The organism is Saprospiraceae bacterium, from assembly GCA_016713025.1.
In the GTDB taxonomy this organism is placed as follows: Bacteria; Bacteroidota; Bacteroidia; order Chitinophagales; family Saprospiraceae; genus OLB9.
Map to the genome: position 1 here is coordinate 2,391,103 of JADJPZ010000004.1, position 16,636 is coordinate 2,407,738.

Genomic DNA, 16,636 nt, shown 5'->3' on the forward strand with positions numbered 1-16,636 from the left:
GAGGTAATGAGTTAACGTTATTTCAATTGACTTTTAATTTTGTCCACCTGATTACCATATTTTGCTGTTTGCTTCAGATCGGATAGAATTGTATTTAACTCATTTTTGGACTCAGGGTATTGAGCCAATAGGCATATAGAGAGATACCACTTTGCGTCATCGTAAAACATCGAAAAATCGTCAGATGCCATAGGGCGTAAAATAGGAATGGCTTGATCAGGTCGACCAGACAACAAGTAGGCATGTGCTACAAGATATTGACTTTTCTCATCTTTTTTATCTTTTAATTGACTTATGACATCAGTATATTTTTTGCCTGCAAAGAGTGCTACTGCCTTTTTGTACTCCTCTTGATTGGCTTCAGGATTGTCTCTAAGTATCATGGCAAAGCTTTCGGGTCTTTGATAGACTGACATCGCTTTTTGCCAGAAAGTTTTCGTACCGGCATCTGCTAACACTTCACTTTTTTTGCTGGATAGTTTTATGTTTTTATTGACTGCATTATCATTTTTAGGCACATAAGGTATAGCAGTATTTTTAATCAAAGTATCAGTAGATTCTTTTTGAGTATGATCACTTTTGATTGCTGGAGTATTTTGTGGCACCACGCTATGCTGAGTTGGAGCAAAATCACTTTTTGAAATATAGATTATAATAATACTTATAAATAAAAGCAGAATTAAAGATTTCCCCCAATTTTTAGAATTTGTTCTTAAGGGTGATTGTTTGACATCATCTACTGATGATATATCCATTTCTTTGAGCATCTGAAGTTTTTCTTGTAGGACATTGAGTCGGATGCCAGCATGTAGTGCTTTGAAAGCATTGTACTCCTTTTGGAGGGTTACATCAGTCTGAAGATCGCGCTCCAAAGCTTTTTTTTCTGCTTCTGAAAGCTGATTATTTAAATACCTTTCAAATAAATCTATGTATTGATCGTCCATGGTTGGGTATGCTATTGTATATCTATATATCCAAAAAATATCTTTTGTAACCTTTTCATACACTTATATTTTAAATTTTTTGTCGTATCGTTGTTTTTATACTTGAGAAGAGCTGTGATATCGTCCAATTTCATCTGCTGATAGTAAGAGAGTTCGAGTAGTGATTTACAAGGCTCACCGATATCCAGGAGTGCTTTTGCAGCTTTGTCTAAATCTTCTTTGCTGGTCTCTTGATATTCTTCGTCCACTGTATCCCGAATGATCTCATTAGCATCGTAGGAAATGGTCTTTGACTTCGCTCTATTGTGATGGATGATTTTATTCTTGATGATGCTAAAGATATAAGTCTTTATATCTACTGTAAGTGTAGAGAGTTTGCCTGTGACTATATTGTCATAAAGCAATACGATACTAGTCTGAAAGATCTCTTCAGCATCTTCTTTATCCAGTTGATAGGTCGTTTTGGCCCAGTTAACTGCATCTGCTTTATGATTTTGATACAACATCGTTAAGGTTTTATCGGGGTCTGATTTTATCCTTTCGATCCAGTCCATTTACAAAATATATTTACGCCGTCAAAGGTAGTTTTATTTTTATTTTAAAAAAAAGTATTATTATTGGGTTACTTTTTCCCGCTTTTGGATTTATAATCATAAATAATAAAAATATGAAAAATGTGTTCAAATTCTTTATGTTCTTTTTAATGCTTAATTGTGCAAATGCACAAAACACTGTACCAAAATACAATGGTAACTTTGGTGAATATCAATTGAAGCACTTATTAAGAAGGACTCTTTTTGGGGCAACATTGGATGATATGAATTACTTCAAGGGAAAAAGCATGGATGTTGTGGTGGATGAATTACTTAATGTCAATACGGTAGCTCAACTACCAGTTTGGTCTTTCCAATATGATAACGGTGATTCTATAACTTTTAAGGCTGGGCAACCTTGGCTAGGAAAACCCGGTGAAAAAAATTGGACTGAATCTATCATTCAAAATAATGTGAACTACTGGTGGCATCATCTCATGATCACACAAGATAGAAGCATTCGTGAAAAGATGGTATTGTTTTATGAAAATCATCTTCCTTCCAATAATGGTAAAAACAATGAAGGCCAAGGTTTCTATTATTACAATAGAGTCAAACTACTACGAGATCTTTCTTTAGGTAATTACAAAGAATTGGTAAAAAAGATTACTTTGGATCCGTCTATGATGTATTATCTTGATTTAAATCAAAGTTATGCGTATAATTGGTATGACTTGAGAGGCGGCAAAATAGTACCAACGAATCCTAATGAAAACTTTGCCAGAGAACTTCAGGAATTATACACCATCGGAAAAGGGAGAAATAATAATGATCAATTTTTTACAGAAAATGATGTAAAAGCTGCAGCAAAAGTCCTGAGCGGATGGAACGTTTGTAACAACTATGATGGAGCTATAAAAAACTTTTTATGTAATGATAAAGTCGATTATAAGATAAGATACAATGAAAAGTTGCACGCTCCCGAAGATAAAGTTTTTTCATCATTTTATGATAACAAGACGATCAAAACCAAAAAAGGACCTGTTGGAGGATTACAGGAAATAGATGAATTTTTTGATATGTTGTTCGCTAATGAAGAAAGCTCAAGAAATCTTGTCAGGAAACTTTATAGATTTTTTGTTTATGCCTATATTACAGATGAGACAGAACGAGATATTATCGTACCATTGTCTAAACTTCTTAGGGATGGAGGTAATGGATATGCACCATATGATGTAAAGCCGGTACTGAAAGCCTTATTTACAAGTAGTCATTTTTATAATAAAGAGCAGATAGGTTGCATGATAAAAAATCCTTACGACCTTATGGTTGGGGCAACAAGAATGATGGGTGCAAAAATTTATCCTTTGACCAAAGTGGATACTGTTCCTTTGTCAGTTTATTTATCGTGGAAGGTTGAAGATAGACCAAATTATGTTGCAGTTGCAGCACATAGGCAGGCTCAGTATGTAAGAGGTCTTTGTTTTGGTGCGGGAATGCTAGTAAGTAATGTACCTGACGTGGCTGGATTTCCTGCTTATTATCAAGGACCTGGTTACCATAGATTATGGATTAATGCTGATTTCTTAAGAGAAAGAAAGAAACTCATTACTAATAGAATTGGACCAGAAATAAGTGATATAACTGGAATGGTAAGGTTATCAAATGACTTGTCCAATTCTGGTAATATTCAAAGTATGGTGATAACAATGTACAAAATGTTTACTAATCAGCGAGATGTGGATGATTTTATACGTCAAAATATAGACTATTTCTTTGTAAACGATATCTCAGCGGAAGAAAAAAACAAACTCAAATATATTTTGGAAACACACTGGATTCCTACAAGTAGCTGGCTAAAGACCTGCGATGAATATAATTCTGGCAATAGCAACAATGCAATTCATAGAAGGCTTCTCGCTTTTTATGATGCACTTTTTAGCTACGCAGAATTTCAATTAATGTAAAATTAAAAAAAACAGATCATGCAAAGACGTAATTTTCTTAAAAATATAATGCCGTTGGCAGCTTTTCCTCTAGTTTCAAATCAGTTGTTTGCTAATGTAATTAACCCTGCAGGTCTAAGTCCCGAGACTTTAGCACTCTTAGAGGGCGACATAGACAGAATATTAGTGTTGGTGAGATTAGATGGTGGAAATGATGGATTAAACACTTTAATTCCCTTGGACCAATATGCAAAATTGGCTCACGAAAAGGTACGAAAAAATATTATCGTTTCTGAAAACCAAATTTTAACCTTGAAGGATAATCCTCCACTGGGAATGCATCCTTCGCTAAATGGCTTCAGGGAATTATACAACAATGATCAATTGACCATCATTCAAGGTGTGGCAAATACAGCTGGGGTTTTCTCTGATTTCCACGGAATAGATCAATGGGAAACTGCTTCTGATAAAAATAACACTTACTCGTCAGGTTGGATAGGTCGATATCTGGAAAAAACTTATGCCAAGGTGACAACACATTATCCAAATATTTGTATGCCAGATCCATTGGCTATAGAAGTGGGTGCAAGTACCTTACTTGGAAGGGCTAGTGGAGCTATTTTATCCCAAAAGATAAACTCCCAATTTAATGGCAAACTTACTGAATTGATAGATAATTATAGTGAAGAAGTAGAGACTAGTCAAAATATGCAGAGAGAATTGGCATTTCTCAGAGGCGAACAATTTAAGACCAATGATTATGGTAAAAAGATCATAAATTCGTGGAATGCAGGTAATAACAGTAGTGTGGCTTATCCTCCTAGTTTGATACCCAATAATCACCCAAATATCAAACCTACAACATTGGCCCAACAATTTAAAATTGTGGCAAGATTAATAAAAGGAGGCTTGAAAACAAGAATTTATGTCGTTTCTATTGGCAATTTTGACACACATGCAAAACAGGTTTCAGCTGGTACTCATTCTCTATTGTTGCAAGATCTAAGTGGTGCAATAACTGCTTTCCAAAAAGATCTTATTCAGCTTGGTTTAGCTCAAAGAGTTTTGGGTATGACGTATTCAGAATTTGGAAGAAGGGTAGCTGAAAATGGATTATTAGGTACTGAACATGGATATGCAGCACCAATGTTCTTGTTTGGAGACAGTGTCAAAGGAGGGATCATTGGAAACAACTATCAAATAGATAATGTGAACATCATCAACGAAGGAACTAATGTTCCTTCCCAATATGACTATAAACAAGTTTATAAATCAGTGCTTCAAAATTGGTTTGGTGCATGTGACCAGGATGCCAACGATATCATCAAAACCAATGTACAGTCAGTACCAGGTTTGTTTAAGAGTGGCATTGCTCTTAATCCTTGTATAATGGGACCACTTGTCGACCCTGAGTCTGAGCCTTGTCGGGGTACTGTGTCAGTGGTAGATGTTACAGGAGACGATCACCATTTATATGCCCGAATATTTCCTAATCCATCTTCAGGAAGTTTTACCATTGAGCCAAAAGTTGGTTTTGACACTTCTAGTCCTATCTTCTTATCTATTTCAGATATCAGAGGGAATGAGATGATGAGGGAAGAAATCAAAATTAACACAGGAGAAACCATCAATATCAATAAAACCTTAAGTCCAGGCATGTACATCGTAAATCTTAAAAATAAAAACCGCGCTATCAATCAAAAGATCATAGTACATTAATTATCTATCAAATGTAATTGAATTTCCCCCATTTACAAATACCCATGAATATTCGCTCAGCCACTTGGATTCAGTTCCAAGTGGCTTTTTTGTTTTTATGGAAAAAATAAAAAAAAATATCTTAATAATTGGGTTACTTATGCTAGATCATGGATATATGAATGTAGACCAAATAAATATTTATCTATGATACAATTAAATAAATGTATAATAATCTTAGTAATGATGGCGATGTGTTCGTTGTACAGTTGTGTCAAAGACGAACCGAACGAAGTACCTGAATCAAACATATCAGAATCAGCTTCTCAGTATCTTCCAATAAAGAAAGGGAACTATTGGCTGGCTCAAAAGAAAATTCAATTTCTTCAAAGTAACAATTTTACAGCTTTTCCAAGTTATGATTCCATCTATGTTTCAGAAGATACATTGATCAATGGGGTACCACACATCAAGCTACTGACATATCGATATGAAATCAGCAACGGTCAAAAAACAAATGAAAAAACTAATATTTTTGCTCTTTTAAAAGTAAAAGACAATAAATATTTATATTCATCTGGTGATCTATATTTTACTACAGACACTATAACCAAAGCCATATATTCTAATGAAGTTCAAAATAATGTAACTCTAACTTCTATCACGGGAAAGGCTTATAAATCTGGACCGTCACTAAAATGGGAAGTAAAAACAGTATTTGATAAATCCGTATTCAACACATCATCAAACCTAAGTCGAGAAGATGGATCATTTTATCTGGAAAAAAACAGAGGATTTACCAAAAGGATCATCCATGGAGATCTCTCCAATCCTACTAGAGATCGGGTAGAGTATCACGTTTTTAAATCTCAGATTCATTAATTTTTATGGGTGCTGAAAATGAAATCAAAGAAATTGTCCACTATATTTAGATATGTACTACTAATCATCCTTGTAGGGCTTAGTATGCTTGCAGACGCCCAGTCACACTATCCATGTGGAGCCGTAGGAGGCTCAGTCCAAAATGGAGATTATACATTCTGAAAAAAAGAAAAACTCCAACAATTGACATTTATTTTTGATATCAATTGAACATTTTAAGATTATTTACTATTTAATATTCTGATCAGTATAAAATACTGAAAATGAAATATTTTTAATTAGTAAATTGTAAACATTTTAATCGATGAAAAACATTTTTAATCTTTTAGTTGCAGGAGCATTCCTGATGATATTTTCTAATGCAAATGCTCAGGTAAAAACTCCTGCTGCCAGTCCGGGAGCCAAAATTGAGCAGTCTGTGGGTTTGTCCACTATTAGTGTTGATTATAGTCGACCAAGTGCCAAGGGTCGTAAAGTGATGGGAGATCTTGTTCCATATGGTCAACTGTGGCGCACCGCTGCTAATCAAGGTACTAAAGTTACTTTTAGCGATGACGTAAAAGTCAATGGAGTAGATTTGAAAAAAGGCAAGTATTCTCTATTTACACTACCAGGAGCCACAGAATGGAAAGTTATTTTCCATAAAGACGTTACAATGAGCACTCCAGGTGGCGATAACTACAAAGAAGCAGATGAAGCTGCAAGAATATCTGTTGTTCCTAACAATGCTTTACCTAATCCAGTAGAAACTTTTACTGTTGGGTTTTCTAATTTGACTGACAATACTACTGAAATGTATATTGCTTGGGAAAAAACCAGAGTAGGATTTACTGTAGATGTTATGTCTGATGCTAAAGTTGTTGCGAGCATCAACTCAACATTAGCAGGTCCAACTGGCGGTGATTATATGGCAGCTGCCAACTATTATTCTAACAGCGGAAAAGATATCAATAAAGCTTTAGAATGGGGTGCAAAAGCTGTAAGTATGGGTGCAAACCAATTCTGGAATCTTAGAGGATACAGTCTTATATTGGCTAAAGCTGGAAAGTATACAGAGGCTATTGCTGTTGCAAAAGAGTCTTTGGCAAAAGCGACTGAAGCTAAAAACAACGACTACATCAAAATGAATAATGAATCGATCGCGATGTGGTCAAAAAAATAATTGAATTCATTTAATCTTTAAAAAAAAGCCGGATGAACCATACTTTGTTCATCCGGCTTTTTTTTAATGGTTTCATTTTTCACCTTGTGATATCTTCAAAGTGAATTGGTATGATCATCCTTCAGACCAATAGACTTACCTAACTTCAAATACAATATAATCTTAAAAATAATGTTTTCAGAATATAAAATAATTGTTTGACTAAAGGGCCTGTCAAGCTAGGCTTAAGACAAGCCACTCTTGAACGCCTAATTATTAGGATAATCCACCAAATTTGAAACTTAAAAAATATATGCATTTACTTTGCCAAAAAAAAAACAAAGGGTGGGTTGATCCTATTGGGTGTTGATGCATATAATTTTCTAATAAAATACAATGAAAAATACATTTGTCATTGGTCTCTCTTTAATTCTTTATACTTTCTCAGGATGTAAATCAGATCAAAGTTCCGCTACATCAGCCACTGGAAATAGAGATGGTATGGTGCTCATCCCGGCAGGCACCTTGAGTATGGGTGGTGACAATGATCAAGCTGACCCCAATGAATACCCGAAACATCCGGTACTTATCGATGCCTTCTACATGGATGCCACAGAAGTCACCAATGCTCAATTTTCAGATTTTATTCAGACCACAGGCTACAAAACTGTTGCCGAAAGGGCCATTGACTGGGAAGAAATGAAAAAAAACCTTCCAGCAAACACACCCAGGCCGCATGACACTATCATGCAACCCGGAGCGTTGGTATTTACAAAAACATCAAGACAAGTAGCGCTCAATGATCCGTCGCAGTGGTGGCGCTGGACATTAGGTGCCAACTGGAAACATCCCGCCGGACCTGCCACAGATATCTCCAGTATCATGGATCATCCTGTGGTTCAGATCGCATGGGAAGATGCTGATTCCTATTGCAAATGGGCGGGAAAACGTTTGCCAACAGAAGCAGAATGGGAATGGGCAGCTCGCGGAGGAAAAGAAAATATGGTTTATCCATGGGGCAATGATGCCGCAAATGAGGGTGCTCCAAAAGCGAATTTTTTCCAAGGGTTGTTTCCTTTTGAGAATACTATTAAAGATGGTTTTGAGACGACATCACCTGTCAAAAGCTTCCCTCCCAATGCCTATGGACTTTACGACATGGCTGGCAATGTATGGGAATGGTGCAGTGACTGGTTTGATTTTGAATATTATAAAAAAACTGACACAAAAATAGCAAGAGATACCGGGCCTGCATCGGCATACAACCCATATATGCCTTTCCAGCAGGAAAAAGTGATACGCGGCGGCTCATTTTTGTGCAATGATGACTATTGTTCAGGATATCGCAATGCGCGACGTATGGGCTCCACTACCGACACTGGATTGAATCATACAGGATGCCGATGTGTCAAAGAAGTCAAAAAATAAAGAACCAAAATGTCGGTCTGGGTAGTTTAATTTCCTTAATCGCTTTTATTCGAAATCAAAAGTTCTAATGAATTTAGAGTATGTTTAAATTTTTTTTCCCCTAAAACCCAGGGTATTGATTCGGGCTTTAAAAAAATCCCCCCTTTTTTTTTCCCAAAATGGGGGTTTTTTTTTTTCCCGGAACCCCATTTTTTTTTTTTTTAACAAAAAAAAAAAAAAAAAATACTCCAAAAAAAATGATTCTAAGACTACATGTTATTGTTTTTTCCCAAAATATTTAAAAACTTCCTGTTGCTGAGGTCTGAAGTCAGGCACTTTCCGTAACGGTTCACAAGGCTCGAGGGACTCATAGCATTCTTTTGGCAATAATTGATACAACTTTGTACCTTCTGTTTTCCATTCAATCATTTCCTCACTGGCGTCTTTGATGACTTTTCCAGGATTACCTGCCACTATTTTGCGTGGTTCAATGATGGTACCTGCTTTTATAAATGTTAGTGCCCCAATGATACATTCGTCACCAATGATCACTTCATCCATAATGACACTATTCATTCCTACAAGTACATTGCGCCCAATGTGGGCACCATGGATAATGGCACCGTGTCCAATGTGTGCCGCATCTGCCAGGATAACGGTCTTACCCGGAAACATATGGATAGTACAGTTTTCCTGAACATTGCATCCGTCTTTGATGATGATGGCACCCCAGTCACCCCTGATGGCTGCTCCGGGTCCTATATATACGTTTTGGCCTATTATGACATTGCCTGTTACTGATGCCATCGGATGCACAAACGAAGTTTCATCCACAACTGGAATGTAGCCATTAAATTTATATATCATATCGACAAAGGTATAGCTTTTTTCAATCTTTCAAGTATCATGGCAGCAGCAGGGCAGATTGTTGTATTTGTGATATTCAACGATATTCTTTGTGGATATTCTTTTTCATCTGTATGGGGATATCGTCTGCATGATTCTGGTCTGACTTCGTATATGGCACAATTGTTTTCTGAGTTAAGGAATACACATGGTACATTTTTCATCATCATTTCACCATCAAAATCTGTAATGACATATAGTTTCAAAAACTGAGAAGCTGGCATGTGAAGAAACCTGGCAATACGTTTTACGTCTTGACGGGTGATCAAAGCAGGTGTAGTCTTACAACAGTTGCCGCATGAAAGACAATCGGTAATTTGGAACACCTCATGGTGAATTTTCCTTAATATCGGGATTGTATTTTCTGAGTCAGAACTTTTAAGTTTTCTCAGATATATTTCATTGATCTTTTTAGATTCTTTGGCATTTTGGAGAGAGATGCTGTCTTCAGGATTCATCTTATACTGTGCCTTGTTAGTGACTATTCGTCTTTTATCATTATGATTTCACTTATATTATTATGTTCTTCATCCGGAACCTTAATTTTTATAAGATACTTACCATTGGAAAATTTATATGCCGGTATACACTGATATTCTGATGCAGAATTTCTCTCGAGTACTTTTTCGAAACTGTCGAGATGATGTATGGATACTGTGTAAAGTTTGAAATCAGGATTATCAATATACAATAGAGGTAATTCTCCTACAGAAGTGGGAATAAGATTCAGGCAACAAAATGTATTATATTCTATCTTGAGTGCAGAAGTACTGAAAAAACTGTATTGTCCGGACTTCTCACTATTTTCATTTGTCAATACACGCCAGAAGTATTCTTTCGATTTTGCAAGTGAAGGCATATTAAGAGCGGTACCACTTATCATCGTGTCAAGGATGATATGGCTGAAATCTCTGTTTTCGGAAATTTGCAAAGTTACCATAGGCTGAAGCCTACTGATTGACCATTTCAAAGTGATGTCTTTGTAAAAGACCGTTTGATTCTCCTGTGGGAAAACATATCTAAGTCGGGATGAAGAAGTAACCGCATCATCTTTGAATCCATACAAACATGAGAAACTCCATGCCATAAATAACAAGGTCAAACAAAAACCTCTACACAACAAAATACTCACAAGTAACCGAAGATTAAAATATTCCGATAAAGATATTAAGATTCTACATATATTAACTATTTCTGTATGACATTTTATGATTTTAATTAAAAAGAATTGTTATTAAGTTTTCTCCAAAAAAAATAACTCAATGATATTCAATTAATATTCAAGCTCAATAAAAATGAAAACGTTTAACGATCAATGTAGTAAAATACATCATTTTATGATTTTCTGTATCGAAAATTATTAAAAGTTGTTGCATTTTTTAAAATGAATAATTTTATAAGAGGACATTAATATATATAACCTAAAAATCTAAAATGAATTTCCAATTACGGCCCAAAATTACTGCAAAATCATTCACTGCGAACACCTTTGACTTCGCACCATAGTGATGACTACAGCATAGCTGCACACAGTATGATTTGTCGTCAAAAGTGTTGATTTTATTGTAATTTTGGCCTTCATAACGGAATCATTTTAGATATTTAGGTATAACAATACCCGAAAGCCATGATAACTTTCGGGCATTGTAATATTTCAATTTCAATGTTGTTTAGTTAAGACTTCTTTATGAAGCCTTTCCCTTGTAAGGGAAAGGCTTAGATAGGGTAAAAAACAGAAAAATTCCTTATCTAAATGACATTGATTTCAATTTTGTGTCTCCTCCGAAAACAAATGTTATATCATGATTAAAAGTTTTGCAACCATGCCATGCCTTATCAGCAAGCAGAGCTAAATCGAAACATTTGATTATCAATGCAGTAGAAATCAATTTTATTTTGTTTCGCTTCATCAAAGACTTTTCGGAGCGGATGGAATTTTAAAATTTAAAAATCAGAATTTAAAATTAATTGCTAGATTAAGTAAAGTGCCCAACTGGCTGAAATGACTACCATCATACGCAGTTACAGGATATCTTCCATTGAATGTGATATTTGACATTTCACTTTTTAGTTTTGCAGCATCTTTTACGATGGCCTCACCAGCTGGTGTCAAACCTACCACTTTAAATTCAGGTAATACGTTGAATATATTACCAATATTAAAATTGATGGTAGTCTTGTCACTTACCTTATAAATAATCCCCAAATCGGTAACCACTTTTGGTATAAATTGTTGTTCCAGATCAGTTGTGGATGAAAAATCAGCCAATCTGAACTTAGTCGGACCGAATAAAGTATTATTCAGCGAGAAACCAAACTTACCTACATTATAGTCCAGCCCTAAAATGGCTTTGTACTGAGGTCTGGAAGTCAGCATCAAGGCTTCTTGTGTTGGGTCAAAAATTGATTTTTTGGCGTCGGAAATGATTTTAGGCTCTTTTAATTCTAATTTTTCATTTGAAAGCATATAGTTACCTGACAGGTTGATACCTATTTGATTACCTCCAAATTGCAATCCTCTGTAACCCAATACTAAGTCTATCCCTGAAGTTCTGGTATTTATACCATTGGTAAAAAATTGAATACCTGCCACTTCATTGGTTGTCAAAATTTTATCTAAGGGATTATTTGCATTTCCGGTTGGCCTGATGACCGACGAAAGAAGTATTCTGTCATTCACCGTGATATTAAAGTAATCAAAAGTCAATGAAAAATCAGAACTTGGCTTCAATCCTATCCCCGCGGTAAAGTTGAATGATTTCTCAGGTGCTAAAGTCGGAACACCCAATTGTTTTATCTGAGCGGATCCATTTCTAAAGATACCTGTCTCTTTGATGACACCATCTACAAATGATGCCTGAGTTGTTTGCAGGTTGATCTGATGCAATGTAGGAGCTCTGAAACCTGTAGAAGCTGATGCTCTCAGGGTAACTTTATCATCATTAAACTTATATCTTGTAGATGCCTTCCATACAAATGCATTACCAAAGTCAGAATAATTTTCTAATCGACCAGTCATAGCCACTAAGAAGTCATCAGTAAGATCAAAATTGAAGTCGGCATATGCGCCTAAATTAAATCTAGTAAATAATCCAGAATTTTCAGGTCTGGTGCCTGGAAATGAGTTGGCTCCTGCAGGGGCATCCAAAGGTCCTTTAATCCAGGAAGCTTCGTCTCCTTCCAATATTTCGAAATTTTCTACTCTAACTTCTGATCCGACTGCAAAAGAGATTTTTTCAGTCAAAACTTTGGAGATATCTATATTCCCTACATTATGATTAAACTTATATCCCCCTGGCCTAAACTGTATAGGAGATGCAGCACCCAGTGATCTGTTATAAGTGTTTAAAACCGTATAAATCTGTACATTACCACCTGTAGTAAAACTGACATCGGTTTTCCAGCCATTTTTTTCATTGATAAATCCAAGTGTACCGTTGTAATCATTAAGATCGCCATCGAAAGTCGGTACATACCCAATGTACTCCTGGCCAGCTGGTGTGAGAAGACCAAAGTCCGTAGTAATCCAATAAGGTGCTCTGTAGTTAGCAAAACTATTGACTCTCTTATAGACATAAGCAGCATTGGCATATAGTCTGGTCGACGAGGTCAAATCCACGCCTGCGTTGGCTGAAAATTTGGCTGATTTGGTCTCAGGAGCTCCGTTGACGTGACCTCCATCAGGAAATTTATCCAAAAACTTCTTAGTCACTGCTTCTGACACTCCCCAATATTCGGCTTCGTCTTTTACACTCAATATGCCAGGTCTGTTGGCCAGTCCTACTCTTCCAAAATTAGCAGTATAATTTATGAAGCCCTTGTTTCCAATTTTTGCACCTTGGTTTAGAGTGATTCCTAATGCTTCGCCATCACCTTTGTGCGTGATGCCGGTGTTTATAGTGACAGATCCACCATCATAATCATCCTTTAGGATCACGTTCATGACCCCTGCGATAGCATCTGAACCATACTGAGCAGATGCACCATCACGCAGAATTTCAACTCTTTTAATCGCATCTGCAGGAATTGCTGAGATATCTGCACCAGTCTCACCGCGTCCAGGAGCTGTCTGAGTATAAACAAGTGCAGACATGTTTTTTCTTTTACCATTGATAAGAATCAAAGTTCGGCTTGGTCCCATGTTTCTGATTTCATAAGGGTCGAGGAGTGATGTGGCATCATTGACCGGTGTCTGTACAGTATTAAATGAAGGTACTCTGTACTGTAGTGCTTTGTCAAAAGTGGTTTGACCAGTTGTCAAAAGGTCTTTGCCTGAAAATACATCAACAGGAAGTGGACTTGTCGTATTTGATCTAGGTGCAGCTCTTGTACCGACTACAACTACATCACTTAATGTCACTGCGTCATCGGACAAAGTAAAGTCCAAAGTCTTTATTTCTCCCTGATCAACAAAAACATTCAAAACTTGAGATGTGTAACCGACAAATGATACTTTGATACTATAAGTGCCGGAAACTACACTGATTGAATAAGATCCATCTACTTCGGTGATAGTACCTACATTGCCCGGACTTGTAGAAATATTAGCCCCAATGATGGCATTGCCTTCGTTATCTTTTACCAGCCCTTTGATTGTACCTTTTTGTGCATTTGCAAGATTAATTGCACATATACACAATAGTAAGAAAATGAGTTTTTGCATAAAAAAATAATTTAAAAATTGTTAGATAAAAATTTTGTTTTGAAAATAATAGGAATAAACAGAGACAAATATATAAATACATCTTTAATATATCATATTTATCTATATAAAGCGTGTAAAACAAAATGCACAAGTTCTTAATTTTTTCCTCACTAAATCTGTCTTTCTGGTTTTTTGGGTAGATTCATTCCATCTATAGCCTGTCTTGTTAGGAATGAGACTAGTAAGGTTCATAGCTTTTATTGATGAGTGGCATGACATTTATAAAAGGAAAGTAAGAAAATCCAGAGATGTCGAAAAAATGTCCAGATCCGAAGGATATATGTTTAGTGGTATCAGCACAAGTTGCAAACTTGGTCCAGCAGGGTGGAATTTCAAAACCAACACTGGAAAATATAGAATCTCATGTATGTCAAGTGTCAGATGCCAATACGGAATTATCATCAACCAATCTAGACTCCAAACGCACTCAACTTAACGCCAAAATCGAGTATCTTGAATCCAAGATTGATGAGTTGGTGTGTGAAGTGTATTGTATAAGTTATGAGCAGCTTTTTCACATATAATAACACAAAAGAGAAGAGGCTGGGTATATTCCTGCCTCATTCTCTTATATTATCATAAGTTGCATATTAACAATTGTGCCTAATTCAACAGATTATGGTTCTGTAAAAAAGCAAAGCGAATGACTGCGGAGTTTTAAATTGTGACAAAGTCACCAAAAATGACATGTACATGAGTAGTAAACAATTTTAAATAAAACTATATAGTATGCGCTGTTGATAATTTTATTCCGTTATTAAATATATCTCTGGCAATTGCGATGCCCAGAGGTACTCCACCGACTCCAACCGATGTAGCTCCGGATGGCTCCATCATCGCTTCATTGATGGTGATTTCTTTACCTCCATCGCTCGCATTTCCAAATGCCCCAGGATGAACCCCAAAAGCATCATAATACCAATGCACTCCCAAAAACACTCTGCTTAGTCCATTTTCAAATATCATTTGTTTGATACCTCCAGGAAAATTACGAACATGTCGTGGTCTTGTGGTACCTTTATTATCTTTAGATACTCCATTAAATTCGTCTGAAATAAAATCTATTCCATTGACTACATTTATACCAGCAGGATCCGCTGGTGCTGCATAAATCAATCTTGCTATTTCTAAGGCAGCTGCTCCAAATGTAGCATGACCCGAAGGATATGCAGGAAAATCAGGAGTAAAATTTCTGCCATCTTTTACATTTGTTTTTGGGGCTCCCAATGGCAACCAGTTGATACGGCACAAATTATCAATGTCATTGTTAGCCGTATCGGAATAACCCATAGAAATGTCATGTTCCCTGACCCCGACGACTGGTCTCCAGTGGTTGTAAACATACTTTTGTTCCCAAGCCAAAATACCTGCATCACCCATTGCCACATTTGCCATAGTAAATAATAATACATTTGTATCTATATTGCTACTCATCTTGCAGGAAATTTCTCTAAGCAACTGGTTATATAATCGTGGAGGCGTGCCTAGGTCTACAGCACCATCATATCCCCAGAATATGCCAATCAGTTCTTCTTCCATTGTCCGCCTTCTATTTGCTAGTGTTTGAGGCAAGGTTCCAATCAATTCAGGAGCAATACCTTTAGCGATTACCTGTTTTAATGCATTTTGGTAGTCCCCGGAACTCAGTGTAGGATGTGGGTCAAGTGCCCATGATTGTGTCACGGCAAAACACTTTGATTCTTTACCATAAAATGGAGCATGTGATCCTTGATCGTTGCTGGGATCATTTCTGTGATAACCCTTGGCCACGGATTGAATGTAACTATCATCATTAGCATTTGGATCATTTTTACGATCTTTCCAAAGTTCGTGAGTGACAAATACTCCAAATGTATGCCCTCCGATTCCTATTGAGTCATCTAACTTGGCTTCCGAATACTTTTTCTTAAAAAAGCAGTTTGGGAAGGATACAGTTTGGATAGCATGGTGCACGCTGCTGTAGCTATCGCTGTATCTCTATCTGATATTCCTAATGGACTAACAGGACCTGTAAGGTAAACTGGTAGCGTCGTACCTGGTGTAGTTCCAACATATGCATCATACATGGCTAAATGCACCATGGCTAAGGCTCTGGAACTCAGTGGTGGGCCTGTTTGCTCATTCATGCCATTGGAGTGACTAACTTTGTTTGCTTCTAAAGCGACTTCATTCCAATACAAAATTTGATCTGTGTTGTTTGCCATTTTTGTTAAATTAAATTGTTAAAAAATTGATTATTTAAAGACTTAGTTTTAAAAAACTTTACATCATAAGTGGGACAAACAATTGTTATGTTGAAAATACCCAATTGCTGCTCCAGTACTTATTTTGAATCTATTACCTAAATAGTTTCCAACTGCACTTTTTTCTTCGTCCTTTACCCCACAAAGATACGCCACTGATACACCTAAAGCAATATAACTTTTGTTATATATTTCGATGACAGGTATATTATTTTAATAAATATCTCCTTG

Annotated in this window: 15 protein-coding genes; 7 read left to right on the forward strand and 8 right to left on the reverse strand. The window is 36.3% G+C overall.

Annotated elements, in window-relative coordinates; genetic code table 11:
* Positions 1 to 17 precede the first annotated feature (17 nt).
* Both IPK35_16430 and IPK35_16435 read right to left on the reverse strand, forming a co-directional pair.
* Positions 18 to 944 (reverse strand): hypothetical protein, encoded by a 927-nt coding sequence (locus IPK35_16430; protein MBK8054803.1) that lies wholly within the window; start codon positions 942 to 944, stop codon positions 18 to 20.
* An 11-nt stretch (positions 945 to 955) separates the two neighbouring features.
* On the reverse strand, positions 956 to 1,498 hold the full coding sequence (locus IPK35_16435; GenBank protein ID MBK8054804.1) for a sigma-70 family RNA polymerase sigma factor: 543 nt from the start codon (positions 1,496 to 1,498) through the stop codon (positions 956 to 958).
* 113 nt (positions 1,499 to 1,611) lie between these two features.
* On the opposite strand from IPK35_16435, the gene IPK35_16440 reads away from it, so the two are divergent.
* The 6 genes from IPK35_16440 to IPK35_16465 all read left to right on the forward strand — a co-directional run bounded on the left by IPK35_16440 (position 1,612) and on the right by IPK35_16465 (position 8,572).
* A complete protein-coding gene (locus IPK35_16440; protein ID MBK8054805.1) occupies positions 1,612 to 3,444 on the forward strand; it encodes a DUF1800 family protein in 1,833 nt (610 codons plus the stop codon).
* Positions 3,445 to 3,462: 18 nt separating this feature from the next.
* A complete protein-coding gene (locus IPK35_16445; GenBank protein MBK8054806.1) occupies positions 3,463 to 5,142 on the forward strand; it encodes a DUF1501 domain-containing protein in 1,680 nt (559 codons plus the stop codon).
* Positions 5,143 to 5,328: 186 nt separating this feature from the next.
* Complete coding sequence (locus IPK35_16450; GenBank protein MBK8054807.1) at positions 5,329 to 6,003, forward strand: hypothetical protein; 675 nt, start codon at positions 5,329 to 5,331, stop codon at positions 6,001 to 6,003.
* A gap of 18 nt (positions 6,004 to 6,021) precedes the next feature.
* On the forward strand, positions 6,022 to 6,165 hold the full coding sequence (locus tag IPK35_16455; GenBank protein ID MBK8054808.1) for a hypothetical protein: 144 nt from the start codon (positions 6,022 to 6,024) through the stop codon (positions 6,163 to 6,165).
* Between the two features lie 142 nt (positions 6,166 to 6,307).
* Positions 6,308 to 7,165 carry a DUF2911 domain-containing protein gene (locus tag IPK35_16460; GenBank protein MBK8054809.1) on the forward strand — a complete coding sequence of 286 codons (858 nt, stop codon included), beginning with the start codon at positions 6,308 to 6,310 and terminating at the stop codon, positions 7,163 to 7,165.
* Between the two features lie 375 nt (positions 7,166 to 7,540).
* Positions 7,541 to 8,572: a formylglycine-generating enzyme family protein gene (locus tag IPK35_16465; protein MBK8054810.1), complete on the forward strand. Its 1,032-nt coding sequence runs from the start codon at positions 7,541 to 7,543 to the stop codon at positions 8,570 to 8,572.
* Between the two features lie 255 nt (positions 8,573 to 8,827).
* Here IPK35_16465 and IPK35_16470 read toward each other — a convergent pair whose 3' ends face one another.
* The 4 genes from IPK35_16470 to IPK35_16485 all read right to left on the reverse strand — a co-directional run bounded on the left by IPK35_16470 (position 8,828) and on the right by IPK35_16485 (position 14,120).
* Complete coding sequence (locus tag IPK35_16470) at positions 8,828 to 9,418, reverse strand: transferase hexapeptide repeat family protein (protein ID MBK8054811.1); 591 nt, start codon at positions 9,416 to 9,418, stop codon at positions 8,828 to 8,830.
* A complete protein-coding gene (locus IPK35_16475) occupies positions 9,415 to 9,915 on the reverse strand; it encodes a YkgJ family cysteine cluster protein (GenBank protein MBK8054812.1) in 501 nt (166 codons plus the stop codon). Before IPK35_16475 ends, IPK35_16470 begins: the two co-directional genes overlap by 4 nt.
* A gap of 23 nt (positions 9,916 to 9,938) precedes the next feature.
* Positions 9,939 to 10,544, reverse strand: coding sequence for a hypothetical protein (locus IPK35_16480; protein MBK8054813.1), 606 nt, complete (start codon positions 10,542 to 10,544; stop codon positions 9,939 to 9,941).
* Positions 10,545 to 11,408: 864 nt separating this feature from the next.
* Positions 11,409 to 14,120 (reverse strand): TonB-dependent receptor, encoded by a 2,712-nt coding sequence (locus IPK35_16485; protein ID MBK8054814.1) that lies wholly within the window; start codon positions 14,118 to 14,120, stop codon positions 11,409 to 11,411.
* 290 nt (positions 14,121 to 14,410) lie between these two features.
* Here IPK35_16485 and IPK35_16490 point away from each other — a divergent pair, with 290 nt between their 5' ends.
* A complete protein-coding gene (locus tag IPK35_16490; protein ID MBK8054815.1) occupies positions 14,411 to 14,686 on the forward strand; it encodes a hypothetical protein in 276 nt (91 codons plus the stop codon).
* A 196-nt stretch (positions 14,687 to 14,882) separates the two neighbouring features.
* Here IPK35_16490 and IPK35_16495 read toward each other — a convergent pair whose 3' ends face one another.
* Positions 14,883 to 16,115: a vanadium-dependent haloperoxidase gene (locus tag IPK35_16495; GenBank protein ID MBK8054816.1), complete on the reverse strand. Its 1,233-nt coding sequence runs from the start codon at positions 16,113 to 16,115 to the stop codon at positions 14,883 to 14,885.
* A complete protein-coding gene (locus tag IPK35_16500; GenBank protein ID MBK8054817.1) occupies positions 16,043 to 16,366 on the reverse strand; it encodes a hypothetical protein in 324 nt (107 codons plus the stop codon). Before IPK35_16500 ends, IPK35_16495 begins: the two co-directional genes overlap by 73 nt.
* Positions 16,367 to 16,636 lie beyond the last annotated feature (270 nt).